Annotated in this window: 19 protein-coding genes and 1 pseudogene; 9 read left to right on the forward strand and 11 right to left on the reverse strand. The window is 57.6% G+C overall.

Features of this window, described 5'->3' with window-relative positions; translation table 11 throughout:
• The 7 genes and pseudogenes from B3759_RS08420 to B3759_RS08450 form a co-directional block, all read right to left on the reverse strand.
• A pseudogene (locus tag B3759_RS08420) lies at positions 1 to 761 on the reverse strand (peptidase); the annotation flags it as partial.
• Positions 762 to 1162: 401 nt separating this feature from the next.
• Positions 1163 to 4129 carry a [protein-PII] uridylyltransferase gene (locus B3759_RS08425; RefSeq protein ID WP_291365504.1) on the reverse strand — a complete coding sequence of 989 codons (2967 nt, stop codon included), beginning with the start codon at positions 4127 to 4129 and terminating at the stop codon, positions 1163 to 1165.
• A gap of 38 nt (positions 4130 to 4167) precedes the next feature.
• A complete protein-coding gene (mutS, locus tag B3759_RS08430) occupies positions 4168 to 6804 on the reverse strand; it encodes a DNA mismatch repair protein MutS (RefSeq protein WP_291365539.1) in 2637 nt (878 codons plus the stop codon).
• A 126-nt stretch (positions 6805 to 6930) separates the two neighbouring features.
• Entirely contained in the window at positions 6931 to 8898 is a 1968-nt protein-coding gene (locus B3759_RS08435) for a lytic transglycosylase domain-containing protein (protein ID WP_291365505.1), read from the reverse strand.
• Complete coding sequence (locus B3759_RS08440; protein WP_291365540.1) at positions 8895 to 9485, reverse strand: YjbE family putative metal transport protein; 591 nt, start codon at positions 9483 to 9485, stop codon at positions 8895 to 8897. Before B3759_RS08440 ends, B3759_RS08435 begins: the two co-directional genes overlap by 4 nt.
• Positions 9486 to 9734: 249 nt before the next feature.
• Positions 9735 to 10502 (reverse strand): SDR family NAD(P)-dependent oxidoreductase, encoded by a 768-nt coding sequence (locus B3759_RS08445; protein ID WP_291365507.1) that lies wholly within the window; start codon positions 10500 to 10502, stop codon positions 9735 to 9737.
• Positions 10503 to 10513: 11 nt separating this feature from the next.
• Entirely contained in the window at positions 10514 to 11959 is a 1446-nt protein-coding gene (locus B3759_RS08450; protein ID WP_291365509.1) for an amino acid permease, read from the reverse strand.
• A gap of 142 nt (positions 11960 to 12101) precedes the next feature.
• Here B3759_RS08450 and B3759_RS08455 point away from each other — a divergent pair, with 142 nt between their 5' ends.
• Positions 12102 to 12692 carry a hypothetical protein gene (locus B3759_RS08455; protein WP_291365511.1) on the forward strand — a complete coding sequence of 197 codons (591 nt, stop codon included), beginning with the start codon at positions 12102 to 12104 and terminating at the stop codon, positions 12690 to 12692.
• A complete protein-coding gene (locus B3759_RS16905; RefSeq protein WP_408736468.1) occupies positions 12625 to 12921 on the forward strand; it encodes a response regulator transcription factor in 297 nt (98 codons plus the stop codon). Before B3759_RS08455 ends, B3759_RS16905 begins: the two co-directional genes overlap by 68 nt.
• A 44-nt stretch (positions 12922 to 12965) precedes the next feature.
• Here B3759_RS16905 and cysG read toward each other — a convergent pair whose 3' ends face one another.
• Positions 12966 to 14384 carry a siroheme synthase CysG gene (cysG, locus tag B3759_RS08460; RefSeq protein ID WP_291365513.1) on the reverse strand — a complete coding sequence of 473 codons (1419 nt, stop codon included), beginning with the start codon at positions 14382 to 14384 and terminating at the stop codon, positions 12966 to 12968.
• A gap of 25 nt (positions 14385 to 14409) precedes the next feature.
• On the reverse strand, positions 14410 to 14940 hold the full coding sequence (locus B3759_RS08465) for a UPF0262 family protein (protein WP_291365514.1): 531 nt from the start codon (positions 14938 to 14940) through the stop codon (positions 14410 to 14412).
• Positions 14941 to 15376: 436 nt separating this feature from the next.
• Between B3759_RS08465 and guaB the strand changes: the two genes are divergently transcribed.
• The 7 genes from guaB to B3759_RS08500 all read left to right on the forward strand — a co-directional run bounded on the left by guaB (position 15377) and on the right by B3759_RS08500 (position 22387).
• The gene (gene guaB, locus B3759_RS08470) at positions 15377 to 16855 is read left to right on the forward strand and encodes an IMP dehydrogenase (protein WP_408736469.1); all 1479 of its coding nucleotides are present in this window, start codon (positions 15377 to 15379) and stop codon (positions 16853 to 16855) included.
• Positions 16856 to 16942: 87 nt separating this feature from the next.
• Positions 16943 to 18232: an RsmB/NOP family class I SAM-dependent RNA methyltransferase gene (locus B3759_RS08475; protein WP_291365518.1), complete on the forward strand. Its 1290-nt coding sequence runs from the start codon at positions 16943 to 16945 to the stop codon at positions 18230 to 18232.
• Between the two features lie 328 nt (positions 18233 to 18560).
• Complete coding sequence (locus B3759_RS08480) at positions 18561 to 19223, forward strand: class I SAM-dependent methyltransferase (protein WP_291365520.1); 663 nt, start codon at positions 18561 to 18563, stop codon at positions 19221 to 19223.
• 45 nt (positions 19224 to 19268) lie between these two features.
• Positions 19269 to 19865: an anthranilate synthase component II gene (locus B3759_RS08485; RefSeq protein WP_291365522.1), complete on the forward strand. Its 597-nt coding sequence runs from the start codon at positions 19269 to 19271 to the stop codon at positions 19863 to 19865.
• A gap of 30 nt (positions 19866 to 19895) precedes the next feature.
• Positions 19896 to 21008 carry an anthranilate phosphoribosyltransferase gene (trpD, locus tag B3759_RS08490; protein WP_291365524.1) on the forward strand — a complete coding sequence of 371 codons (1113 nt, stop codon included), beginning with the start codon at positions 19896 to 19898 and terminating at the stop codon, positions 21006 to 21008.
• A 159-nt stretch (positions 21009 to 21167) separates the two neighbouring features.
• On the forward strand, positions 21168 to 22028 hold the full coding sequence (gene trpC, locus B3759_RS08495) for an indole-3-glycerol phosphate synthase TrpC (RefSeq protein ID WP_408736462.1): 861 nt from the start codon (positions 21168 to 21170) through the stop codon (positions 22026 to 22028).
• A 179-nt stretch (positions 22029 to 22207) separates the two neighbouring features.
• Complete coding sequence (locus B3759_RS08500; protein ID WP_291365525.1) at positions 22208 to 22387, forward strand: hypothetical protein; 180 nt, start codon at positions 22208 to 22210, stop codon at positions 22385 to 22387.
• On the opposite strand, the gene B3759_RS08505 is transcribed toward B3759_RS08500, so the two are convergent.
• Complete coding sequence (locus B3759_RS08505) at positions 22369 to 24951, reverse strand: HWE histidine kinase domain-containing protein (RefSeq protein WP_291365526.1); 2583 nt, start codon at positions 24949 to 24951, stop codon at positions 22369 to 22371. The genes B3759_RS08500 and B3759_RS08505 overlap by 19 nt on opposite strands.
• Positions 24948 to 25514: a biliverdin-producing heme oxygenase gene (locus B3759_RS08510; protein WP_291365527.1), complete on the reverse strand. Its 567-nt coding sequence runs from the start codon at positions 25512 to 25514 to the stop codon at positions 24948 to 24950. The genes B3759_RS08505 and B3759_RS08510 overlap by 4 nt, the downstream gene beginning before the upstream one ends.
• Between the last annotated feature and the right edge of the window lie 574 nt (positions 25515 to 26088).

Genomic DNA, 26088 nt, shown 5'->3' on the forward strand with positions numbered 1-26088 from the left:
GTATGTTCCCAGTAATCGTTCATCGTTGTGCGTTCATAGCGGGGGGTAATCACCACACATTCATGTCTTGCCTGTTCTTCAGGCAGGCTCCAGATACTGGCGATACATTGTTCTGTCAGGGTCTGCGCGCATGTGCCGTCATAGCTCGTTCCCGAATGGGTTACGGCGAGAACGAGAGGATAGGATCTGTTTTCGCCGCCTTTTTCCAGAAAGGATTTCGGCAGATAGATGCTGTATTCCAGCCACGCGGAGCGGGTGTCATCCCACCACCAGTGGCTCTGTTCCCAGTCATCGACCCCACGGATTGTGACATTATTTCCCCTGTGACCTGCATTGGTCCAGAGCTTTCGGCTGGCGGCATAAATGGCACCGCTGGTGGTCCGGACGCTTTTGTTCTGGATCAGGGTCACCTTGTCGCTGTCCGTGGTCGGAAGGCTCAGGTCAGGATCATGGGCGAATTCAGCAATGACATAGCGTCCGGGCACACTTTTACGATCAGGACGCAGGCTAGGCTGATCACTTGTGTAAACCGCCATGACAGGGCGCTGCTGTGCGACGGCTGTCGTGTCGTTCTTGTTCGGCTCCTGCGGCATACCCGCGAAGAAACCTTTGGCGGCAGGAAAAACAGCCGCTGTGTAGGTGTCGGAGTGCAGGCTGCTCGGGTCAATATTGACGTCATATTCGACGGCAATGCCGTAGACTTTTTCGCCTCGACACTTCGGCCATGCTTTTCTCCATCCATTCAGACAGGCTGGAACGATCCTGTGATCCGACCTGATCAAACACTTATTGCAATTGTGTCGCATCTAGCCGTGATCGTGAAGTCTGAAAATCAATAATGAGGTTTCCAGTTCCGGCCTATAGACCAATATAATCGGTTTTCTGAATCGGATTGCAAATTGCCAGAGTATTTTGAGTGAATAATGAGGCTTTTTGTTATTGTCTGTAAAAATTGGAAACATGCGTGTCTGCCGAATCAAGTCGACAAAAGATGAAGATTACTGACATCTCTGGCGAATTATTTAGTGCGTTTTAGTAACTTTAATGCCGTGCAATCCGGTGGTGTGATCGTGTCACAACCAAGCCGGGTATGGCGCTTTCAGAAAAAAACAGTGTCTGAGGAGAGACTTTCGTGCCCGGACAGGACTGGATGAACCGGCTTTTATTCCGGTTCGTCCGCTGTCAGTTCGGGCTCATGAAAACCTGAATTGAGGCTTGCCTCAACCTTCTTCAGTCCCGCCATCAGTCGATCCCTGATTTTTTTCAGGCGGTTTTCATCTGTCACTTTCATGCCCGACAGATCCTTGACGTAGAACACGTCAACGGCACGCACGCCATAGGTGGTGATGTGGGCGGAGTAGATCTGCAGACGCATCTCGTTCAGGGCGCTGGCGACGTCGTGAAGCAGACCGGAGCGGTCACGTCCGTTGATTTCGATGACAGTGTGCGAGTTGGAAGCACGATTGTCGATAACGACACGGGGAGGCACATGAATGGCGCGTGTGCGTGACAGAAGCTGGCCTGATGCGTTGGTTTTCGCAATCTCGGTGGCGATATCCAGCCGTCCGCTCAGAGCTCGTTCCGTGATGGAGAAAAGCTTCGTCAGACGATGCGGTTCGTCAAAGGCTTCGCCGGTCGCATCCTGAATCCAGAGCGTATCCAGCGCCATGCCGTTACTGAGCGTGTGAATACGGGCATCGACAATGGAAGCGCCAGCCAGCGCCATGGCACCTGCGATCTGTGCGAACAGACCGGGATGATCCTGCGTATGGATCGTGACTTCCGTGACGCCACGAGCCGGCAGGGGCTGGGTCTCGATCACGAATGGCGCGGACCGCGATTCAGCTTCCCGGATCAGGCGGGCATGGCGCAGCAATGTGTCCTGATCGAAGCAGAGCCAGTAACCGGCATAGCCCAGTTCGAGGAAGTGGTTGATGTCGGCCTGATTGAAGCCTTCTTCTTCCAGATTTTCCGCGATGATCGCCTTGCTGTGGGCTACACGCATGTCGCGTTCCGGAGTGGCAAGACCGCCCTCAAGCACTTCCGCGACACGGGTGTAAAGTTCCCGCAGCAAGGTTGCTTTCCACGCATTCCAGACGCGGGGGCTGACGGCCCGCATATCCACGATGGTTAGCAGCAGGAGGAGACGGAGACGTTCCGGGGACTGCACGACGTCAGCCACGTCCAGAATGGTCTTGGGATCGTCGATATCGCGCTGGAAGGCCGTATGGCTCAACAGAAGATGCTGGAGCACCAGCCATGAAACGGTTTCGGTCTCTTCGCCAGACAGACCCAGCTTTGGACACAACTCCAGCGCCAGTTCCGAGCCGAGTTCCGAGTGATCACCGCCACGGCCCTTGGCGATGTCATGCATCATGACCGACATGTAGAGCGCCCGACGGGACTGGATATCCCGTGCGAGATCATAGGCTACGGGGATTTCATCGGCCATTGTGCCGGTTTCAACGCAGCGGAGGATACGCAGCGCCTCAATCGTATGCTCATCCACTGTGAAGATATGGTACGTGTCGAACTGCATCTGTCCGACGATGCGCGACCAGTCCGGAATCAGCGCGCCCCAGAGACCGCTTTCGTTGAGAATGCGGAGCCAGTGGACGTAATCAAGGCGACGATTGATGTCGAGTTCGATCGGATGAGGCGTTTCCGCCGTCCGGACATCTGTGCGGCTGGGGGCCGGTCGACGCGGCTTTGTCGTCGGGCGCTCATCACACAGGAGCTCAAGGAAGATTTCGGAAGCACGCGGGTCAGAGCGCAGGGTTGCGGCCCGGCGTTCCCAGCGAATCAGCTGCTGACGGGCGAGGGGATGAATCGGGACATGACGGCTGCGGGAGAGCTCGAGGATCTCGAACATCTTGATCGGCTCGTCATCGAAGGAGACGCCTTTGGCGGGAAGAATCTGGCCATCGAGCAGGGTGAAGCCTGCCTCACGCATGGCGTCGTCGGCCTTGAGCACATGGGCGGCCGCACCCAGTGCGATGCGCATGATGGTCGGCTCGAGAATGTGCGTCAGACGCATGACTTCCCGGACAGTCAGGAAGTAATGCCGCATGAAGCGCTCAACGCCATTCTGTCGTCCGTGGCGCGTGTAACCCATGCGGCCACCAAGAACGGGCTGCATGTCAAAGGTCAGGCGATCTTCCCCACGACCGGCGACATAATGGAGATGAAAGCGGACGGTCCACAGGAAATCCCAGGACCGACGGGCGCGGGCAGCTTCCTGTTCGGTGATGAAGCCGAGGCGGGTGAATTCCGGGGCCAGAAGATCCGAGACATGGCGCGTACCGAAGGTGTAGCGGCACATCCAGTAAAGCGTCTGCATGTCGCGCAGACCGCCGCGGCCTTCCTTGATGTTGGGCTCGACCAGATAGGGGCTTTCCCCGAAGCGGCGGTGACGTTCCGCCCGTTCCGCCCGTTTGTCGGTGATGAACCGGGCTGATCCGGCTTCGACACAGGCGACGATAAAGCGCGCCTCGAACATGGCGAAAAGGCTGAAGCTGCCGACCAGCAGTCGTGCATCGAGTAGCGCCGTGCGAACCGTCGTATCGGCTTCCGCCTGTGCGATGCAGTCGGTGATCGAGCGGGTCGCATGGCCCACTTTCAGGCCGAGATCCCACAGGAAATACAGCACGTATTCCACAAGGGAGAGCACATCCTGCGAGGGCTCTTCGGGTGTCAGGAAAAGCAGGTCGATGTCGCTGAATGGCGCCAGCAGTCTTTTGCCGTATCCGCCCGTGGCCGCGATGCTGATCTGATCAAGCAGCGCTTCCCCGCCGCCGAGCGCATTGGAGGCAAACACAGCAAGGCAGGAGACGAGTTCATCCGCGAAGGCGGCGAGCGCCTTGCCGGCCTGAACGCCTCTCAGTTCACGCTTTTCGAAGCGCTGCCGGACATCGGTCTGATAACGTCCGAGATGACGCCGGAAAATCGCCAGAGCGACATCACGATCTGCAACCTTACCGTTTTTACCAGCATGTTCAGCCAGCGCTTCCTTGAGCTGTAGCCCAAGGCTTTGCGGAGTCAGCGTGATTTCCGAGAGGTCATGGGACGCCGTATCAGGGATGTCTGACAGCACTGGATTGGTGATACCTTCGACCTTGAGACTTGGCATGATAGCGGAAGTTGCTCGACAAAAAAGCTAAAGGGCTCTCATTCTGTTACAGAAAGGCTCTGCGCTTCAAGCGCCAATTTACGCAGATCATATAATGCGGCAAGAGCTTCCCGGGGCGATAGGGTGTCTGGATCACAATCCCTGATCGTATCAAGAATTTCTTCATATCTGGTAAAATCAGCTGCTGGAGCGGGCTCAGGTTCGACTTCCGGCGCGCTGGAAGGCAGGTCGTCAAACAGCGGCAACGGAGCAGGACCGGTCGCATGATCCTTTTCCAGCTCTTTAAGAAGTCGCGACGCACGATCCACAACAGGCATCGGCACGCCTGCCAGTTTTGCGACATGCACGCCCCAGCTTTTACGGGCTGATCCGGGGATGACCTCGTGGAGGAAAACCACCTGACCTTTCCAGTCCCTCACAGCCATGGTGTGAGGCGAAAGACGGGGGAGGCTACCGGAGAGTTCGGCCAGTTCGTGGAAGTGTGTGGCAAAAATGGTACGGCAACGTAGAGTTGAATGCATGGCCTCTAGCACAGCCCATGCGATGGAAAGACCGTCCAGAGTTGAGGTGCCGCGTCCGATTTCATCGACGACAACAAGGGAGCGTGGACCGGCCTGATTGAGAATGGCTGCCGTTTCCGTCATCTCGACCATGAAGGTGGAACGGCCACGGGCCAGATCATCCGCCGCGCCGACGCGGGAGAACAGCTTGTCCACAATACCGATATGGGCGGATTTCGCAGGAACGGGCAGACCGGCCTGCGCGAGGATGACCGCCAGTGCGTTCTGGCGCAGGAAGGTTGACTTGCCAGCCATGTTGGGGCCGGTCAGCAGCATCACCCGATGGTCCGGGGCAAGGGAACAGCCGTTCGCCGTGAAGCGCACGCCTGAGCCCAGAGCGGCTTCCACGACCGGGTGACGGCAGGCGGTCAGTGTGAACGCCTCGCTGTCGTCCACGGTGGCCCGACACCATGTTTCCCCGACAGCGAGGGAAGCGCAGGACTGCATCACGTCGATAAACGCGAGGGCTCGGGCGAGTGGAGGGAGAAGTTCGTCTTCCAGAGCCTGATTGACGAGAAGCCCGAAAATCTGACGTTCACGGACCGAGGCGCGTTCCGCTGCTTCCGCAATGCGGGAGTCGAGTTCCGAAAGTTCTTCTGTCGAAAAACGGGCGGCGGTTGTCGTGCCCTGACGGAAGCTGAGATCCTCATTGGTGCGGAGCTTGGCTCCGGAGGCTGTCGGCACTTCAATCACATAGCCAAGCTGCGCATGGTGACGGATCTTCAGGCTCGCGACGCCAAAGCGCTGCGCGTAGTCGTTCTGAAGCGTGGCGATGATGCGGCGGGAATCATCGCGAAGCGTGCGGTAAGCGTCGAGTTCACCGTCATAGCCGGTCGCAATGACGCCGCCGTCATCAAGGCGTGCGGGAAGTTCATCCGCCAGTGCCCGGTCGAGTTCCGCGAGCAACGGATCGCATTCGCCAAGATGCTTCAGGGTTTTCGAGATCAGATCCGGCCTTGTGTCCGGTGCGATGACAGCCAGTTCTTCCGCGATCCTGTGGGCCGCAGCGACGCCATCACGCAGCGCAGCCAGATCGCGCGGCTGGCCGCGTCCGAGCGAAAGCCGTCCAAGCGCCCGGTCGATATCCGGCACGCCGCGCAGTGTCTGGCGCAGCAGTTCGACGCGAGGCGTGTCGCCTTTCAGCCAGTCCCAGCAGGCCTGACGGGCGCTGATCCTGTCTGGCAGGGTTAGAGGGGCTGCAATCCATGACGCAAGCAGTCTTGCGCCGGGTGCGGTAGCCGTGCGGTTTACGGCGGAGAAGAGTGTGTGCTCGCTGCTGCCGTCGCGGGCGCGGAGAAGGTCGAGGCTGGCGCGTGTCGCCGGATCGAGACCGAGGGTGTGGCTATCTTCCTGCGGCACCGGATGCGCCAGTCGGGGCAGAGAACCAGCCTGCGATTTCCGGACGTAATCCAGCGCCATGAGACCGGCGGCGGCCTCGGCGTCGCTGAAGGTGCCGAACGCATCCAGACTGGCGACACCGAAGGCTTCCGCCAGACGAGTGCGGGCCGTATGTGCTGAGGGTGGCTGTTCACCGGGAGCGCGTCGTAGATCGAAATCGCCAAGGTCACGATTAGGCGGAGCGAGAATTTCGGCGGGGTCGAGGCGGGCGAGCAGGTGACCGAGTTCGGTGTCCGCGCAACGGGCTGTCTCAAACAGGCCAGTGGAAATATCGATCCATGCCGCGCCCCATTCGACGGTGCCGCGTCGGGCGGGATGAGCTGCGAGCGCCATCAGAAGATTGGAGCGACCGGGTTCGAGAAGTTCGTCCTCGGTCAGCGTGCCGGGGGTGACCAGTCGCACGACCGCACGGGGCAGCGGGCCTTTCTGGGTGGCTTTCTTGCCGGGCAGTTTTGAAGGCGGTGTGGCTGTCTGCTCGGCGATGGCGACACGGAAGCCCCGCCTGATGAGGCGGGAGAGATAGGCCTGCGCCGCGCTGACCGGAACGCCGCACATGGAGATCGGCTCGCCACCATGCGAGCCACGGGCCGTCAGGGCGATGTCGAGCGCGGCGGCGGCTGTGATCGCGTCATCAAAGAACAGTTCGTAAAAATCGCCCATCCTGAAGAACAGCAGGAAGTCGGGATTCTCTGCTTTCAGCGCGAACCATTGCGCCATGGCAGGCGACGCGCCTTCCGGGGAAAGGCGCTGCTTTTTGGAGGAGCGTGCTGTTGCGCCGGTCTTCTGATCGGTCGTTGCCAAAACTGTCTCCGGAACTGTTTCTGTCAGAGGTAGAGGTTTCGCTTAATGCTTCCGCTGCGTCGCATATACAGCAATGCTTTCCCAGACGCGCTGCACGTAATTACGCGGCTCTTCCAGCGGAATCTGCTCGATCCAGTCGATGAAGGCATCCTGATCAGCGCCGGTGCGGGCCGGATCGCCGCGCGTTTCGAGCCACTGGCTGACACGGTGCGGACCCGCATTATACCCGGCGGCAGCGTATTCGACCACATTGCCAAGCCGGTTATAAACGCGGCTCAGATAGGCTGTGCCAAGCTGCATGTTCAGTTCCGGCTGATGCAGGGCGGCAATGGTCACGGAGCCTGCGCCGATCTGACGCGCGGTTTCCTTCGCCGTGGCGGGAAGAAGCTGCATCAGTCCGATGGCGTTGGAGGAGCTGACCGCATCGGGGTTGAAGTTGCTTTCCTGCCGCATCAGGGCCAGCGCAAAGCCGTATGGCAGGTCGGATGAAGGCGGCTGAAACGGTTCCGGCCAGCCGTAATCGGGCAGGCTGACGCCCTCCTTGCTGGCCTTGCGGGCGACGGCCACGCCGATGTCGGGGAGGCCGAGACGTGTCGCCAGTGCGGCGATGGCTTCACGGTCCTGCGGATCATTGTCCTGTGCCAGAAGCAGGGTCAGAAAATCCCGTGCATGGGTGGGGTCATTCCACGAGACGAGAATTTGCGCAGCACGGGCGAGTTCGCTGCCATCCAGACGGGTGACGATGGCTGTCGCCGCATGTTCATTGCCGGCACTTGCTGCCCGCCACTGATTCAGGGCTGTGACAAGGGCTTCAGGCACTTCCGTTGGGGCGAGAAGTGTGTTGCCTGCACCTGCCAGTTTTGCAACTGCCATCTGGCCGTAGAAGGTTTCCGGCGCTTCAGCCGCCAGTCGCCAGTTGGCTTGTGCGGACGTCATGTCGCCCGCCTGAGCCCGTGCCTGTCCGAGCCAGTAGAACCCGCGTGCGCGGCTCAGCACGGACGGTGTTTCGGTCAGCTTGCGGAAGTGCGGTTCGGCTGCGGCAGGATCATGCAGGGCGCGGAGGGCGATCCAGCCGCTCAGAAAGAAGGCGTCTGCACGATTACGATCGCTGGTCTGGTGCGTGTCATCGGCCAGAATCAACGCGTCAGCCGGACGATTTTGATCGATCAGATCGCGGGCCAGCCTGTCGCGCTCAATCCAGAACCGTCCTCGTGCATCCGGAGCGACATTTTCTTCGGTCCGGAAACCGCTTGTCCGCCACAGGGTCAGAGCGTCATCGGGACGGTTGTTCTTTTCCAGCCAGTGAGCGTGGTCGAGAAAGAGCGTGGCGTCGTTTGCGAGCGCAGGCGGAACCGGCGCCAGCAGCGTTTCGGCGGAGGCGTCATTCCGTCGCAGGGCGAGGCGCGCGGAAGCAAGGGCAGCATGATCGCTGTCCAATGACGCGATCGTCTGGGCGGCGGCCTGTAATTGTCCATGACGCTCTTCGCGCTCGAAACGCGCCCAACTGTCGGCAGGCGTGAGAGTTGATCCGAACAGGGACTGAAGTGTGGCCGCGTCCTGCTGAGTGTCGTTGCCATTACGCCATGCCGAGACCCCGGCGGCTCGGAGGGAGTCTGCGCCCCCCATTGCCTGCGCGCAGCGGCTGAGTGCGGATGCGGTGCGGGGTGTCTGTGTGCGGCACAGATCGGCAACGGTTGTGTTATCCGGTTCTGCTGTCAAGGCGCGTTCATAATGGGCCTGAATGATGGACCAGCGAGGCCAGACCGGACGGGTCGAGAGGAAATCGACATAGGTGCGGGCAGGGATGACAGCGTTATAGGGTGCCACCAGTTGAAGCCATGTCGTCAGTCGCCCTGCGACAGCGTCAATCTGACCGTTTCCCGCGGCTTGCTGTTCGGTCGGCCATTGTGTCGGTGCGCCGGAAGTTTGTGAAAGCGCCTGGGGTGATGTCGAACAGGCTGAAAGGATGACCGCCAAACTGACCGGTAGGACAGAGCGGAAACGGCTCACGAAAGCTGCCCCAGCACTTCACCGCCACCCTTGTAGACCAGTTCCACGGCTACACCGAAGACGACCAGCAGTCCGATCCACGCGATCCAGCGGAAGCGTTCGAGCAGTTTGGCGATCATGGTTGCAGCAAAGGCCATGAGCAGGATCGAGATGGCCAGTCCGCTGACCAGCACCCAGATATGCTCGCCCGCAGCGCCGGCGACGGCCAGCACGTTGTCGAGACTCATCGATAGATCGGCGATGATGATTCGCGTGATGGCGGAACGCAGGCCTCCCGGCGTGGGAGCGCTGTCTTCTTCATGCTCATCGGGAGTCCGCAGTTCCCGATACATCTTCCAGCAGACCCAGAGCAGGAGCAGTCCCCCCGCAAAACGTAGGCCGATAATACCAAGAAGCTGGGTGGCGATAAGCGCCAGACCCAGCCGGATCAGGGCGGCGGCGGCAACGCCAACAAGGACAGCGATTCTACGCTGTTTCGCCTCAAGTTTCCTGACAGCCAGTCCGACAACAATGGCGTTGTCCCCTGCCAGAGTAATATCGATCAGGACGACCTGGAGGAGAGCCGTCAGGGAAGAGAGCGAAAGCATGTGTCCGCTATAGCGCGGGAAAGGGGAAAGCGACCAGTCTGCGACGGTATGCTTTCCGCAATTTTCCACGTCTTTTTTTCTGTCTCCTCGCTTTCGCCTCTGCTGAAACCGGAAGGCTGTTCGTGGGCTCTGAGGTGAGATGCGTCCTGTATTGGCGTCAGTGTAAGAAGGTTGAGCCGTTGTGAGCGGGAGACAGTCGGTTCTTATTTCCGGCTTGAAAACCGACTGATCCAGTCAGGTGGCATAGGGCTACCAGGCCGTGAAGCCATTATCCACAAACAGGTGTGTGCCGTTGATGAAGCGTGCGTCATCACTGGCAAGAAACAGCACAGCATCGGCAATTTCTTCGGGAGTGGCCGCACGTCCCTGACGGGCTGTCAGTTCTTCCTCCGACGCGCCTACTCCATGAGTCTTGAGGGCTGAAATTTCTTTCTGGCCGTGGGGGGTGTCGATAAAGCCCGGGCAGACCGCATTGCATCGTATGTTGCGGTCACGGAATTCAACGGCGATGGCGCGGGCGAACATGTGGCACGCGCCTTTGGTGGCGTTGTAGGCGACTTCGGTGGGGGTCGCCGCTACGGCGGAGATGGAAGATGTGCAGACAATGGCTCCTCCGCCACCTGCAATCATGTGCGGCAGGGCTGCCTTGGTCACAAGGAACATGCTTTTCACATTGACCGCGAAGAGCTGGTCCCACTCTTTGGTTTCAATTTCAAGGAACGGTTTGATGAGTATGGTTCCGGCATGATTGAAAAGAACATCGACCTTGCCAAAGGTGTTGATGCAGGACTGCATTGCTTCAGTGACCCTATGTGGGTCGGAAACATCGACAGGAAAGAAGACGACCTTGTGTCCGTCGGCAGAGAGCTGTTCTGCGAGGTGTTCTCCGGCCGTCACGTTGCGGTCGAATATTGCGACCTGCGCTCCTTCTTCAATAAAACGGACAACGCTGGCCGCACCCACACCTGTCGCACCTCCCGAAACGATGACAGTTTTGTTTGAAAATCTCTGTTTCATTTTCAATTTCCTTAGCAGGATCCGGGATCTGTCACGGAGTGGCGGGCGGAAAAAGCGATGCCAATACAGAAAACGACAATCAGGACGATCGGGATGAGCATTACTGAGACAATGCTCTGATCGGGTGAAGACGGGCGGGGCCATACAAGGTTGATCAGGGCCCCGACTTCGAAAACAAGCGCTATTACGGTAAGCGCCCAGCCACAGCGTCCCAGGTTGAAAGGCCCTGAGGGGCTCCAGCCACGCAGGCGGGCAAAGACAGCGGCGAGCAGCACCATTGTAAACGTCGTGTAGATACCAGCTGTGGCGAAGTTGATGACGGCTTCGGCAATGTGCGGGGCAAAGCTGCCGACCAGAAGAACGACGCACGGAAGGACTGTTGCGGCAATGACGGCTGCGGTGGGCAGTCCTGTCCGGGGATTGACATGCGACATTGAGGCGGAGAATGGAATCATCCGGTCCCGTCCCATGGAAAACAGCAGGCGACTGGTCGAAGCTATAACGGAAATGGTGGCGCTGAATGCAACCAGCATAAGGCATCCGAACATGGCGGTTGCCCCCATGGGGCCGAGTGCATTTCTCAGGGCGGCGTCCGCTGGATTGGAGACGACTCCTGAAACCGCGCCTGCCATATCGGGAACTGCCAGAATCATGCCGAGTGCGATCAGGAGAGCCGATCCACCGCCTGCGAGCATGGTGGTCAGCATGGCGCGCGGGACTTCCCGGGAAGCATCATGCACTTCTTCCGCAAGATCTCCGCAGGCTTCATGGCCGAAAAATATCCATATTCCGAGAAGGCTTGCCGCCAGCATGGCGCCTGTGCGGTGTCCGACACCCACACCAAAATCCTCGAACAGAACGTGGAAAGGCTGAACGCGGGCAAAGAGCAGCATATAGACACCGCAAACAGCCAGACCGATCAGGCCGGCCCAGACGCCAAGTTCACTCATCTTTCCCAGAACTCTGGTGCCGATCAGGTTGAGGGAGGCTGAGAGAACGATGATGATCAGGGATACGCAATTGTCGAAAGTATTCGTGGCTTCCACCCCGATCAGTGCGGCCAGATAGGGGGCAACCCCTGCTGCGAGGCCAGCAGCTACACCGACGAGCGCCAGAAAATACATCCATCCCGTGAGAAAGCCCCACCGCTCTCCGACAAGCCGACGCGCCCATTGGTAAACACCGCCAGCGATGGGATACTGTGAGGATATTTCAGCAAAAATCAGGGCGTTGACTGTATGCCCCAGCAGAACAAGCGGCATCGTCCAGAAGAATGACGGGCCTGCTGTCGTGAGGGCATAGGCAAATAATGCATAGAATCCCGCGAGTGGACTCATGTAAGAATAGCCCACGGAGAAATCGGCAAAAAAGCCCAGAACTCTGTGGAATTCCGGCTTGTAGCCAAATTGTTCCAGGTTGCTGTCATCAGGCTGGATGACGGGATCGTCGCCTGCCATTGTCATCTCCGTTGCTGGCGGATAGTGCATTCAACTTTTATAGTTGTTGTATCGTAATGATATGGCGTGCGGAGAACCGAGGATATATCCCCAAAGGGATAGTTCGAGGATGCCTTGCCTGAAGCGAGGAGAGGAAATCCCTGTGATCGATCTTGTTGATGCTGTTGTCGAACTGGCTGTTCTGGCCGTCAACAGAGCGGATGATGCCTCTATCTTTCCGGAAATTGACCGGATCCTTGGTCGTGTGGCGCAGTTTGATATTTCCGTAGTCTTTTCATATCCGCCATCAGGCAAGCCGGAAGTCCTTCATGACGGCTTGAAGGAAGTGTCGCTCCCAAACGCCATGGGAGACTATCTGGCGGGAGGGTATCTCCTCGATGCTGTCTATGTTGCCTGCAAGCAGGATTTGCCGGATGGACTTTATCGCCTGAGTGCATTGGCGCCTGATGCTTTTTTTGAAAGCGAGTATTTTCTCTCACCACTCGTCCATCCCTGTATTTCAATGGAAAGCGGGAGTCTGGTGGAGGAAATTGCTTTTTGCGCGCATGCTCCAGATGAAACGATACTTGTTTATTCCTTGATGCGATCCAGGGGGGGGCGTGGTTTTTTCAGAGCAGGAGTTTGCCGGCCTCCTGTCATTTGCTCCACTCATCAACGCAATCATGATGCGTCAGTGGCTTCGTCACGTGAAACTGGAAGCATCGAAACAGGAGGGAGTAGAATTCAGTCGTGAAACCTTGAATGTCTCGTTTCGTAATTTCGAGCGTGAGAGGCTTTCCCCACGTGAGCAGGATGTAGTGGCTCTTCTTTTGCGCGGACATAGCTCATTGTCAGCTGCAAAAAACCTCGGAATTACCGAGGGGACCGTGAAAATCCATCGAAAAAACATATATTCAAGGCTTGATATTTCAAGTCAGAGCATGCTGTTTTCTCATTTTATCAAGTCCATGATCCGAAACTGAATTAAAAATTTCACTATTATATTTTTTGAAAAATATCGAGACGCCTAAATTTCAGGCGACACAACACGATGCTTCACCACCTCGCCGACAATGATCAGGGCTGGACTGCGGAAATCCTGTTCGACTGCCAGACGGGGCAGGGATGTCAGATCTGCGGTAATCACACGCTGACCGGGTTGTGTGCCTTTTTCAATGACGGCGGCTGGCCATGTGGGAGGCAGTCCGTGCGTAATCAGTTGTTCACAGAGTGAAGCAATGCCGCCGAGACCCATATAAATCACCACCGTCTGACCACGCAGGGCGATGGTGTGCCACGGCAGATCCAGCGTGCCATCCGCACGGGCATGGCCGGTCAGAAACAGGCACGACTGCGCACAGTCCCGGTGCGTCAGTGGGATGCCTGACGATGCAGCGCATCCGTTGGCGGCCGAAATGCCGGGCACGACACGGAACGGGACGCCCGCTTCCATAAGCGCCTCGATTTCCTCGCCACCACGTCCGAAGATGAACGGATCGCCGCCCTTCAGGCGCAGAACGCGTTCGCCTGCTTTTGCGCGGCGGATGAGTTCGTCGTTGATGGAAGGCTGGGGGAGGGCGTGATTACTTTTCTGCTTGCCGACGAAAATCCGTTCGGCGTCGCGGCGTACGCGATCCAGAATATCCGGCGGCAGCAGATGGTCATACAGCACGCTGTCTGCGTTCTGCATAAGTCGCAGTGCTTTCAGTGTCAGAAGATCGGCGTCTCCCGGACCTGCTCCGACAAGCCAGACTTCACCGCCGCCCTTTTCGTCTGACGCAAGACGATCGAGGGTTGCGGATGCTCCGGTTTCATCCCCGGCCAGCGCCTGTTCCGCACCCTTGCCATCGAGGAAGCTCTCCCAGACCCGACGACGGGTCTCCGGCGAGGGATGGATCTGTGCCATTTTTCCACGGGCGTTCTGCATGAAGCGGGAGAGGCGGCTGATCCCGGCGGGCAGCAGCATTTCTATCCGTTCGCGGATGCGTCGAGCGAGGACCGGGGCGGCACCGGAAGTGGAGATCGCCACCATGACCGGACCACGCCGCACAATGGCGGGAGTGATGAAGGAAGATGGATCGGGGTCGTCCACGGCGCAGACGGGAATGTTCATCTTCTGCGCCAATTCTGCCGTGAGATGATTGACCGCCCTGTCGCTGGTCGCGGCGTAGACGAGTCTTGCGCCCGGCAGATGTGCCTCCAGCACCTCCCGGGACGCCTGTGTGGCGATATGTTCCAGGCGGCCTGATTTCAGTGCTCTTTCAAGCTCACCGCACAGGGTCGGAGAAATCACGACAATCCGCGTGTCTGTCGCCAGCAGCAGCGAGACCTTGTTGGCGGCGACCTCACCACCCCCGATGACGAGTGTCTTTGTCGTATTGTCGAGGCGAAGCACGACCGGAAACCAGATATTTTTTGATTCTGCGAGAAGATCGTTCGCGGTCATGGGGCTCCGGTTCGGGAAAGAAGGTTCAGCCTCGCTGGCTCAGGAGGCACATCAGGGTAAAAAGACGTCGCGCCGTCGGCAGGTCCATGGCGATCTTGCCAGTGAGTCGTTCGACCAGCAGGTCCGCAGCCTCATCATGAACACCGCGTCGTCCCATGTCGATAGCCTGCACCTTGGTGCGGTTTCCTTCCTCCATCGCGGCTTCGAAACTGTCGATCATCAGGGCGTAATCCTTGATAAGCCGACGGAAGGGCGAGAGGGAGATTGCGTGCGCATAGAGCGGCATGTCTTCCTCGTTCCGTACATCAAAAACGAGCCCGGACAGTCCCTGCACGGCGATATGGAGGATGAACGGCCCCGTGAGACCTTCAGGGCGGAAATGGGCGGTCTGACAGAGATCGAGAATGGCCTGCTCGCGGTCCTTGCGACGTTCGGGGTGGGCGTCGGTAGAGGGATCAAGCGCGCTATCGAGGACAACGGCCAGCAGGGCGTCTGGACGGTCTGATGGAAGGGTGGGTTCGTCCCGGTGGCCACGGTTGTGAAGAAGTTTTGTCACGCCTGCGTCTCCTCCCGCTTTCGGGATTCTGCCTGTTCTTGTTTTTGTGGGCGGTGGTGCCGGTTTGGGCCGGGGGTGACACCGCTCTTTCAGGTTGACACAGACCGATCTGCAAATCTTGCAAATCCTGCGGAAAAGTCAGGTAAAGTTCTGTAAAACACCCTCGCGGGATCACACTCACGTGATATCATTGGTGTGGTTGTTCTTGTCAGCGTCCGGCAGAGTGCTTATGAGGAGCCGCCAACGGTGGGGAACCCGCGGCAGAGTGTCACGATCGCCTTTCCACTGACCGACAGCGCCGATCAAAGCGTTGTGGTGTCGATTCCCGACATCTGCAAGGTCTGGGGAAGATGGTTTGGTCGGGGAAGCTGGACGCCTATTCTGTCCTGCGCATGAGACCGGGATGCCCGCAACACAGAGAGGGGTCCCGCGCGCCATGGCCATTTCACTTTACGATCGTATTACAGACGCCCTCGCATTTGACGATGTGCTGATGGTCCCTGCGGCGTCCGACGTGCTGCCTGCGCACGCTGACACCCGCACCCGGCTGACCCGCACAATCGACCTCAACATCCCGCTGGTTTCCGCGGCGATGGACACCGTCACCGAATATGCGATGGCGATCGCCATGGCGCAGCACGGTGGTATGGGCGTCATCCACAAGAATCTGGAGCCCGAGGAGCAGGCCGAGCAGGTCCGCCGCGTGAAGCGCTTCGAATCCGGCATGGTCGTGAACCCGGTGACCGTCGGACCGGACCAGACATTAGCCGAGGTTCGTGCGATCATGAGCCATCACGGCATCAGCGGACTTCCGGTCGTGCAGCCGGGCACGCAGGAGCTGATCGGTGTTCTCACCAACCGTGACGTCCGCTTTGCGACCGACCCGTCCAAGAAAGTCAGCGAACTGATGACGCGCGACAATCTTGTCACCGTCCGTCACGGCGCCGACGCCAACGTGGCGCGTCAGCTGCTCCACACGCATCGCATCGAAAAACTGCTGGTCGTTGATGACGCTAACCGCTGCGTCGGCATCATCACGGTCAAGGACATGGACAAGGCCGTGGCGCACCCGCTGGCCATCAAGGACGGTCTGGGCCGGCTGCGTTGCGCAGCCGCGACAGGCGTGGGCGATGACGGTTTCAAGCGCGCCCAGTTGCTCATTGAAGCCGGTGTGGACGTGCTGGTGATCGACACCGCGCACGGCCATTCCTCGGGTGTGTTGCGGGCGGTTGAGCGCGTGAAAGCAGCAAACAGTGAAGTGCAGGTAATTGCTGGCAATGTGGCGACACCGGAAGCGGCGCGTGCGCTGATTGGAGTTGGCGCGGACGGCGTGAAGGTCGGCATCGGTCCGGGCTCGATCTGCACCACGCGCGTTGTTGCTGGTGTCGGTGTGCCGCAGTTCTCCGCCATTCTGGAAACATCCGCTGCGTGCCATGAGCAGAATGTTCCAGCGATCGCTGACGGCGGTGTGCGGACATCGGGCGATCTGGTGAAGGCCATTGCCGCAGGTGGTGATGTCGTGATGGTCGGCTCGCTGCTGGCAGGCACGGACGAAGCGCCCGGCGAAGTCTTCCTGTATGATGGTCGTTCCTACAAATCCTATCGCGGCATGGGCAGCCTTGGCGCGATGGCGCGGGGCTCGGCGGATCGTTACTTCCAGCAGGAAGTGAAGGACACGCAGAAGATGGTGCCGGAAGGCATTGAAGGCCGTGTGCCTTACAAGGGCGCGATGGGTGCTGTCGTTCACCAACTGGTCGGCGGTCTGAAGGCGGGCATGGGTTATACCGGCTCGGCCAACATTCAGGCGATGCAGACCAAGACCCGCTTCCGTCGTATTACCAACGCCGGTCTGCGTGAGAGCCACGTCCACGATGTGTCCATCACGCGCGAAGCACCGAACTACCGCCGCGATTAAGGCGACGTTTTATGGTGGAGAGGCTGCGGTCTCTCCACTTTTTGACCCCATCATTTCCAGACTTCGGATCAGGACGCAGGATACCCGATGACGCCTTCCGCCCGGCTTGCGGCCGCGATCGACCTTCTGACCGCAATGGATGCCGCGCCGCGCCGTCCTGCTGATGCAACAGCCAACAGTTTCTTTCGTGAGAGACGCTTTATCGGTGGTGGTGACCGTCGGGCGATTTCCGCCATTGTCTGGGACGTGTTGCGTCAATGGCGTCGGGCTGAGTGGCTGATTGCGCAGGTTGGCGGTGAAGCGACGCCGCGTCTGCGCGTGGCTGTGAGACAGCTTCTGGCGGGCGAAAGCTTCGGTGACATCGCCCAGTCTTTCGTTGAAGGTAAGTTTGCTCCCGGCGCGCTGGCTCGTGATGAACGCCGTTATCTGGAAACGCTCGCCACGAACAGACCAGACGAGGCGACCATGCCATGCGCTGTGCGTCTGGAAGTGCCGGACTGGCTGCTACCGCATCTGGAAGCGACCTTTGGCGAGACGCTGGAGGCTGAACTGGCTGCAATGGCCGGAGAGGCCACGCTCGATCTGCGTGTGAATACGCTGCGTGGTGATCGGGAGGCCGCGCAAAAAGCCCTGTTGCGGGATGGTTTCCGCGCCGAGTTGACCGAGCTTTCTCCGTGGGGGCTGCGTCTGTCCGGGCGTCAGCCGGTCACAGCGAGTGCGGCGTTCAAGGAAGGGCTGGTCGAAATTCAGGATGAGGGCAGCCAACTGGTTGTCGCCATGCTGGGCGCACGCCCCGAGATGCGGATTCTGGATTACTGCGCGGGGGCAGGCGGCAAGACACTCGCTATTGCGATGATGATGCAGAATCGCGGGCATATCGTGGCCTGCGATGTATCGGTGCCGCGCCTTGAGGGAGCGGTGAAGCGTCTTCGTCGGGCGGGCATCCATAATGCCGAGCGGCATCTGCTGGTGCCGGGCGACAAGTGGGCCAAGCGTCGAGCAAAGTCGTTCGATCGCGTGTTGGTGGATGCGCCCTGCACGGGAACGGGCACATGGCGACGTAACCCGGATGCGCGTGTCAGGCTGGAAGAGAACGATCTGAAGGAGCTGACCGTCAAGCAGGCGGAGATTCTGGATCGTTCGGCAGCGCTCGTGCGGCCCGGCGGGCGACTGGTCTATGCGACCTGCTCGATTCTGAGCGCCGAGAACAGCGACCAGATCACGGCGTTTCTCGCCCGTCATCCTGATTTCGTGTCGGTTGTGCCAGATGCACCGGAAGTGCCGACGTCTCTTGCTGGTTCATCCATACTCTCATTGACGCCGGGTAGAAATGGCACGGACGGTTTCTTCGCTGCCGTGCTGGAACGCAAGGAATAAGAGAGCAGCCTTCTGATTTGAAGACTGTGACAAAAACAGGATTGAGTCAGCAATATGGACAAGTATGGTGTCGTTGCGCTCCGATCTTGGTCGATTTCATTGAGTAACATCAAGACGAAGACTGAGTCAGAATCTAGAGCTGTCTGATATTGTAATTAATGCATTTTTTATACCTGTTTATTTGTAATTGACTTGTTTTCGCAAGCCGGTTTTTTCTGGAGTGCGATTAATTTCGAAATAAAAAACTTGTCTATTGTTTTTTCGTAGTCGCGGAATTTTATTGGAAGTAACGGCAGGTCGGTTTCCGACGACTGCCGATGGAGAAAAGATGGTCAATGTATCGTCAGGCAGTCCATACCGGCATAAGCGATTCAACATCATCATGACGCTGATTGACGATATTGTAGTTGACAGGAAATCGTGTCGGATTGTTGATTTGGGAGGAACTCCAGATTACTGGCGCGATTTTCCAGCGTTTCAAGGACGGCCAGAGATTACAGTCCTAGTGGTTAATCTGGTTCAGTATACCAGCGATGATACCCGGATACAGTGTATTGTTGGTGATGCGACTTCTCTTTCGAGCTTGGAAGATAATACATTCGATCTTGTTCATTCCAACAGTGTGATCGAGCATGTCGGAACGCTGGAAGATATGAAGCGTATGGCTCAAGAAGTGCGGCGTCTTGCTCCAGTTTATTATGTGCAGGCTCCGAATTACTGGTTTCCCTATGAATTCCATACCTGCATGATCGGATTTCACTGGCTGCCAAAGATGTTTCGACGGTTTCTCGTGCGTCAACTTTCCTGCGGGCATTATCCGCGTGCCAGAAACGCAGCAGAAGCCCAAGCCTATGTCGCGGACGCGAATAGTATCACGAATCGACAGATGCGGACCCTGTTTCCAGATGCGGAGATCAAGCCGGAAAAATTTCTTGGGCTGACGAAAAGCTGGATGGCAATCAGGCGATCTTCACGCTCTGATTCTATATGAAGCTGACTATTTGACCGGAGCGGCTGGGAACGTCATCATGACGCCATGATCCTGCTGATCGACAATTATGACAGCTTCACCTTCAACCTCGTCCATTATTTTGGCGAGTTGGGGGAGGAGTGTGAGGTCCACCGCAACGACTCCCTGAGCGTTGAAGAGGTGGCAGCCCGCAAGCCGGAAGCCATTGTGCTCTCGCCCGGTCCCTGCACGCCGAACGAGGCGGGCATCTGCTGTGACGTGATCCGTACGCTCGGGCCCACGACCCCCATTCTGGGTGTGTGCCTTGGGCATCAGGCTATCGGACAGGTGTTTGGCGGCAAGGTGATCCGTGCGCCGGAGCCTGTGCATGGTAAGGTCTGGCCGGTCTATCACGAGAACACGGATGTGTTCGCTGGTCTGCCGAACCCGGTGAATGTGACGCGCTATCACAGTCTGATTGTGGAAGCGTCAACGCTGCCAGAAGTTCTGGAACGGACGGCGTGGACGGAGGACGGCATCATCATGGGGCTGCGTCATCGTCAGTATCCTGTGCATGGTGTGCAGTTCCATCCGGAAAGCATCGCGTCGGAAGGCGGACACGACATGCTGCGGAATTTCCTGAGTATGGCGCGCACATGGAACGACACGCGGCGGGCGGCGTAGGGCTGTTTCGATGACGACAGGATTTCGGGTATGAGCGGACCGTCGACGATCCCGGCTGAAGAGCCGCAGACAGCGGCACGCGAGCGGTTCCGGGTCATTCTGCGTCATGTCGCTGAGGGCAAGCCTCTCTCCAAAGCGGAGGCGGAAGAAGCTTTTGGGCTCGTCATGGATGGCGTTGCCGATGGAGTGCAGATTGCAGCGCTGCTCATGGGTATGCGGGTTCGTGGAGAGACACAGGACGAACTGCTCGGTGCCGTGAAGGCCGTGCGCTCGCGGATGAAAGCCCTGCACGAACCGCCGCCGGATGCGATCGACGTCTGCGGCACGGGTGGTGACGGTCATGGCACGCTCAATGTGTCCACGTCCGTTGCGTTTGTTCTAGCTGGACTCGGTGTGCCCGTGGCCAAGCACGGTAATCGGGCACTGTCGTCTAAGGCTGGAGCGTCCGACGTGCTGACGGCGCTTGGCGTGCCTCTGAAGGATGATGTCGCTACGTTGGGAGCGGATCTGCGTGAGAGAAATCTGACGTTCATGGCCGCCCCGCACCATCATCCCGCCATGCGTCATGCTGCGGGCGTGCGGCGGGCGCTTGGTGTGCGGACCCTGTTCAATTTCGTTGGTCCTCTGGTCAATCCGGCCTGCGTGACCCGACAGTTGGTTGGCGTGTCCGATGCAGCATGGCTGGCACCGATTGTTGATACACTGGCGAAGCTCGGTTCGACGCGGGTATGGGCGGTCTGCGGTGAAATTCCGGGTTCTTCGTTGCGCTGGATTGACGAGATCACGCTGGCTGGTCCGACCCATGTCGAAGCGTTTGAAGGGGGGGGACGTCATCGGTTCACCCTTGAGCCGGAGATGGCCGGACTGACCCGTGCGCCCGTCTCCGCGATTGCGGGAGGAGGGCCTGACGAGAACGCCCGGGCATTGGAGGCCTTGCTTCGCGGTTCTCATGGCCCATATCGTGATACGGTGCTTTTCAATGCTGCCTGTGGCCTGCATATTGCGGGCAAGGGGCAGGTTTTGAATGGTGCCGGTCAGGTGGATAGGGATGTTCTGTGCAGGCTGGTGAGTCTGGCGGCATCCTCTATCGACAGTGGTGCGGCTCTGGCCTCGCTGGAAGCGGCTCGCAGAGTTACTGGATAAAACCGCAAGATCACTTTATAGGGATATGCTATCCCGTAGCGGTGCAATGTTGCTGCACAGGACGCGCCATTCTGGCGGCGCGTGAAATGGCTCTGAATATCGCATGAGCGGCAGTCAGCCAGCGATAAAGTCATCCATGTTCATTTACGAGACGGAGACATGATGAACGAGACATCGGATCAGGTGCCAGTTGCGACCAATGCCGAGGCATGCTCCGAACCATCGGATGTTCTTGGCCGGATTGTGGCGCGCACGAAGGTGGAGGTGGCTCACCGTTCGACGCTGCTGAGTCTGAAAGACATCACGGCGAAGGCTCTGGAGACGCAGTTTACCTCGCGTGGTTTCGGGCGGGCGCTCAAGGACAAGACCGCGGAGATGATTCCCGGCTTTATCGCCGAAATCAAGAAAGCCTCTCCCTCGGCAGGTCTGCTGCGCGATCCGTATGATCCTGTCGGTATCGCGAAATCCTATGAAGCGGCTGGTGCGGCCTGTCTGTCTGTTCTGACGGAAAGTTCCTGTTTTCATGGGAGCAATGAGGACCTTATCGCTGCGCGTGCTGCCTGTGAGCTTCCTGTGCTTCGCAAGGATTTCATTATCGACCCTTGGCAGGTTTATGAGAGCCGGGTGATCGGTGCGGACTGCATTCTGCTGATCATGGCGATCCTGACAGATGAAGAAGCGGCGGCGCTGGTCGATCATGCCAAGGGCCTCGACATGGATGTGCTGGTAGAAGTCCACTCGGAAGAGGAACTGAACCGGGCGCTTGCGCTCGATACGTCGCTGATCGGGATCAACAACCGTAATCTCAAGACCCTGACCACTGATCTCGACATGACCATCCAGCTCGCGCCTCTCGTGCCGCCGGACAAGATCATTGTGTCGGAAAGTGGCATCAAGACGGCAGAAGATGTGAAGCGTCTGTCAACGGTGGGAGCCAGTGGTTTCCTTGTCGGTGAATCGCTTCTGCGGGCTCCTGATCCGGGTGAGGCATTGAAGGCTCTGATGAAGCCAGTTGCCTGATTACTGGTAGATCAGGTGTTATTTCTGAAGCGGCTGTTCCTACAGGAGCAGCCGTTTTTGATTCTATTGCATGTTCTGTAAGGGGACTTGGAAATTCAGCATCTCAGGAATGCTCAGTAGGTAAAAAGATTTTTCAGAATTTCATATTCAGACAGATGTGATGGGCAACAAGGAAAGTCATGATCTTCCATGTTGGTCACGAGTTATGGCTCTGCGCCAATGATGTTGGTTCTTTGCGAGACGATATGCCCGACGGTCGTTTTCGTGCCTCCGGTAAAGTGCTGGCTGCATTTAACCGTCAGAGGCAAGCCATCTTTGGTTCATCACAATTGGAAAAGCGTTACTCTGAACAACCATGATTTGCCAGAACGACGCTAAGAGCGCTGGCGGCTTCGCTGGCGATGTAAGGTTTTTCCATGACCGTTACGGTTGGTAACGGGGCGGATGGTAAATTTTCCTTGCTGTACCCTGTGGCGTACATAAATGGGATGGATTTTTCCATCAGCAATGTGGCGACGGGTGCTGAACTCACGTCATTCAGGTTCATGTCCAGAAACGCGATATCAATCGGGGAAGTGTGCACGATATCCAGCGCTGACGGAACATCAGACGCGATGATGGCGTTTGCTCCAAAATCAGAAACAAGTGTGTCCTGCATATCGAGTGCTATCAGGAATTCATCTTCCAGAATAAGAACCGTTTTGCCTTGCAAAAGATTTGATTGATCTGTCTTCTGATCAGAAGAAGTCTCTGTCTGAACAACGGAATTTTCGGTATTCTGATGTGTGGTGCTGACGAGCGCGCTGGTGGGAAGACGGATGTCGACGGTGATCCCTTCCGGATCGAAGGACGTTGTGGCGCTTCCACCGAGATCGTGGGTGATGGCGCGTTCGATCAGCAGGCTGCCGAAGCCTGATCGGGTCGGGGCACGGACGACCGGACCATTTCGTTCCTGCCAGCGGATATGACAGAAATCCGTCGAGAGGTCAGATGTCCATGTAATGGTCAACTGGCCAGCCGGAGTGGAGAGCGCACCATATTTGACGGCGTTGGTGGTCAGTTCATGAAAAAGTAGGGCCAGCAGACTCAGCGCTCTGTCGGTGACGAAAAGATCCGGTCCGTTGAGGATGATCTTGCCTTCGCCGGATGAATAAGGGGCAATTTCTGTGGCTAGCAGATTGCGAAGCGAACCGTCCTCGGTCGAACTCATCGCCAGATCGTGGGCGCGTCCCAGAGCTTTGAATCGTTCCTGAATGGTGTCACGATATCTGGTGGCGCTATCATTTTCGGGGGGAAGGCGCGCTACGACCGAACCAACCATGGCGAGCACGTTTTTGACGCGATGATTCAGTTCCTCGGTCAGCATGCGGCGGTTGTTATCAGCCAGGATTGTTTCCTGAAGCTTCAGCCAGGCTGAGCGTGCGGCCACTTCCATCAGGGAGGTGCGGAACAGGGCGGCAATTTCAAGATCCTCATTGGACCAATCTGTGGAATGCCCTGTGACCTCTTCTGTCCAGATTTCAAAACTTCTGCGGGGCGTCAGGCGTAATCCGAGAGGACCAGTGGCATACGTCTTTTTAGGATCGCCGCCCCATACTACGGTCCGGATGATTTCCTGCCTGAACAGCACAAGGCAGTCATCCTGCTCCGGAGAGAAGGGGATAATCATCGCGCCGCAGATAGCGGAAGATGGTGAGAAGCCGCATGATTTGTTCAGACAGTCGCTCAGCCAGACCTGATTACCGGATGATGTGCCTACTTTGGCGACAAGTGCCCGGACTTCAGCCTCTGTCATAGCAAGACCGTGTGAGATCCAGCCCTGTTCCGTCAGCACGCCACTGCCGTCACAGGCAATGAATTCGTCAACCCGGGAGAGATACTCAGGCGCACACTGCAAAAGATCTGTGATGGCGCAACTGTCATGCAGGAATTGATGCAGGAACTTGTGCGTGCTCTGGCTAAGGTCAAGACGACGGGAGCGGTGCAGTGAAACGACCTGAAGGCCGATAAATTCGCCGATCAGCTTGGCGGCGATCCGTTCAGCCATCAACAGGGTGCGCGGTGTGTAGTGATGACAGGCGATGAGGCCCCACAACTTGCCATCGACGATCAGCGAGACTGACATGGATGCGTGAACGCCCATGTTGATCAGATATTCGCAATGGACGGGCGAAACCGCGCGCAGATGCATGAACGACATGTCCAGCGGCGCGTCGCCGGGGGATTCGATCAACGGCACAGGACGGAAGCTGGCGTCGCTGACGACACGGATCAGGGAGCGTTTGTACAGTTCGCGGGCCTGTGCAGGAATATCGCTGCTGGGGAAGCGCTGTCCGAGGAAGCTTTCCAGATTTTCTCGGCGTTCTTCGACGATGACATGCCCAGACCAGTCGGGAGCAAAGCGGTAGACCATGACACGGTCGTAACCGAACATCTGGCGTATGGAGGCGGCGGAACGCTGAAGGAGTGAAAGGATGTCACTCGGGTTACGGATATGTTCGATTAGCCGGCGTTGTCTGACAGCGAGACTGGCATGCAGTTGCGGGGGCGTCGGGAGTTCGAACTCTACTATGATGAGATCGCCCGCACGATGGACCGCGATATCCCGTTCCTGTTGTTCGGAGCAGGAGACGTTGAATTCTATGATGGGATAAGTTGTATCGCCGTTTCCTGCGAGCGAAAGTATTATCGTCGCGGCTTCTTCACCGACGCATTCCGTCAGCTTCATGCCCATCTGGACAGGCGATCTTTTCATGAAAACAGCGGTGTTTTCGGAAAAGCGGCTGAGACGGTATTCTGGTCCTGTGAAGGCCATCATGCATCCCGCCGGCTGAATGCTGGCGGGGATATGGATTGGCTCGCGGTCGCAGTTTGTCAGATCAGCCTGCCCGAAAACCGCTTTCTCGATTGCGATCGCTGTCATGAGTATGGCAACGAGCGGACTGAATGAGGTTGCTGCATGGCGCTGATGGCAAGGTCGAAGGTGCGGATAGCGGTATTTTCGGCATCAGTGGGGTCGCCGGGATAGCGTTCGAGGCGCTCCACAAAGGCTTGCCAGCCAGAGAGATTATCGGCCTGCGCATTCAGGTGGCGGGCACCGTATTGATCGGTAAAGCCATGACTGGCGGCCTGCCGGACCAGAAAGCGCGCGCCGAGTGTCGAGCCTTCCAGCACATACAGGGTGCCGAGTGTGGCTGCGGGACTGTCAGGTGCAGGCCACTCAAGAAGGGAGGGAACATCCAGCCTCAGATCGTCAAGATCCTGAATGATCAGGGCGCTGAGGCTTTTGGGTTTCCATGTGGCGAGAATTTCCGGCCATGGTGCAGTCTTCAGGCTTTGTTCCACGCTGAAACGGAAGGTGGCGATGCCGGTGAGATAGGCATGATAGGCCGCTGCGTTCTTCACGGGGCCTGCCAGTCTGTCGAGAACGGCATGACGAGACTGGGTCGCGGCCCTGAGCCGCGAACGAAGGGAGGTGCGATTCATCGTTTTCGATCATAAATACAGGTATTTATAATACAAGTTTTATATGAAACTCTTCTCTCAAAGCGATTGGGGCACCGTTGATTGAGATGATAGTTATCTCTGTTTACATTTTTAGAAAGTGCCACAGGTGAATTCCGTTGACCATTGCGATGAGGGCAATGATAGCGAAAAGTGTTGATGACAGCTTGCTATATTGTATTGCGCTGTCTCTGGATTCATTTTGTCTGACGAAGTCGTTTGACGGTATTTCGCTTCTTGTAAATCGAAATCGGTTTTTCCGGGAGAGATATAATTTTTTCGTGAGAGAATAACCGATGCGATCTCTCGATGCTTACCCTTCTGATAAGCAGAGATGAGCTTTTTGTCGCTAAGATCATGCCGTTGCTTTCATGTGTTTCTCTATTTCAAAAATAGGGAAATAACATTGCAGATCGAATGGAAGTGCAGGCCATGTTGAGCTGTGTATTAGCTGACGACACGCTCCAGTCACGACAAGACTGGTAAGGTTTTGCCGTTTGGCAGGATCAACTATCGATATATGACTGATTCTATGACGGATTTTTCTGTCAACGCT

Origin of the sequence: Acetobacter sp. UBA5411 (assembly GCF_002409645.1) — a bacterium.
In the GTDB taxonomy this organism is placed as follows: Bacteria; Pseudomonadota; Alphaproteobacteria; order Acetobacterales; family Acetobacteraceae; genus Acetobacter.

Excerpts from the sequence above, each read along its gene's own strand:
- cysG (WP_291365513.1), bottom strand. The coding sequence starts at position 14,384 with ATGACCGCGAACGATCTTCTCGCAGAATCAAAAAATATCTGGTTTCCG.
- trpD (WP_291365524.1), top strand. The coding sequence starts at position 19,896 with ATGAGCGGACCGTCGACGATCCCGGCTGAAGAGCCGCAGACAGCGGCA.
- B3759_RS08475 (WP_291365518.1), top strand. The coding sequence starts at position 16,943 with ATGACGCCTTCCGCCCGGCTTGCGGCCGCGATCGACCTTCTGACCGCA.
- B3759_RS08510 (WP_291365527.1), bottom strand. The coding sequence starts at position 25,514 with ATGAATCGCACCTCCCTTCGTTCGCGGCTCAGGGCCGCGACCCAGTCT.
- B3759_RS08450 (WP_291365509.1), bottom strand. The coding sequence starts at position 11,959 with ATGGCAGGCGACGATCCCGTCATCCAGCCTGATGACAGCAACCTGGAA.
- B3759_RS08440 (WP_291365540.1), bottom strand. The coding sequence starts at position 9,485 with ATGCTTTCGCTCTCTTCCCTGACGGCTCTCCTCCAGGTCGTCCTGATC.
- B3759_RS08485 (WP_291365522.1), top strand. The coding sequence starts at position 19,269 with ATGATCCTGCTGATCGACAATTATGACAGCTTCACCTTCAACCTCGTC.
- mutS (WP_291365539.1), bottom strand. The coding sequence starts at position 6,804 with ATGGCGCAATGGTTCGCGCTGAAAGCAGAGAATCCCGACTTCCTGCTG.
- guaB (WP_408736469.1), top strand. The coding sequence starts at position 15,377 with ATGGCCATTTCACTTTACGATCGTATTACAGACGCCCTCGCATTTGAC.
- trpC (WP_408736462.1), top strand. The coding sequence starts at position 21,168 with ATGATGAACGAGACATCGGATCAGGTGCCAGTTGCGACCAATGCCGAG.
- B3759_RS08500 (WP_291365525.1), top strand. The coding sequence starts at position 22,208 with ATGATCTTCCATGTTGGTCACGAGTTATGGCTCTGCGCCAATGATGTT.
- B3759_RS08425 (WP_291365504.1), bottom strand. The coding sequence starts at position 4,129 with ATGCCAAGTCTCAAGGTCGAAGGTATCACCAATCCAGTGCTGTCAGAC.
- B3759_RS16905 (WP_408736468.1), top strand. The coding sequence starts at position 12,625 with ATGCGTCAGTGGCTTCGTCACGTGAAACTGGAAGCATCGAAACAGGAG.
- B3759_RS08445 (WP_291365507.1), bottom strand. The coding sequence starts at position 10,502 with ATGAAACAGAGATTTTCAAACAAAACTGTCATCGTTTCGGGAGGTGCG.
- B3759_RS08505 (WP_291365526.1), bottom strand. The coding sequence starts at position 24,951 with ATGACAGCGATCGCAATCGAGAAAGCGGTTTTCGGGCAGGCTGATCTG.
- B3759_RS08480 (WP_291365520.1), top strand. The coding sequence starts at position 18,561 with ATGGTCAATGTATCGTCAGGCAGTCCATACCGGCATAAGCGATTCAAC.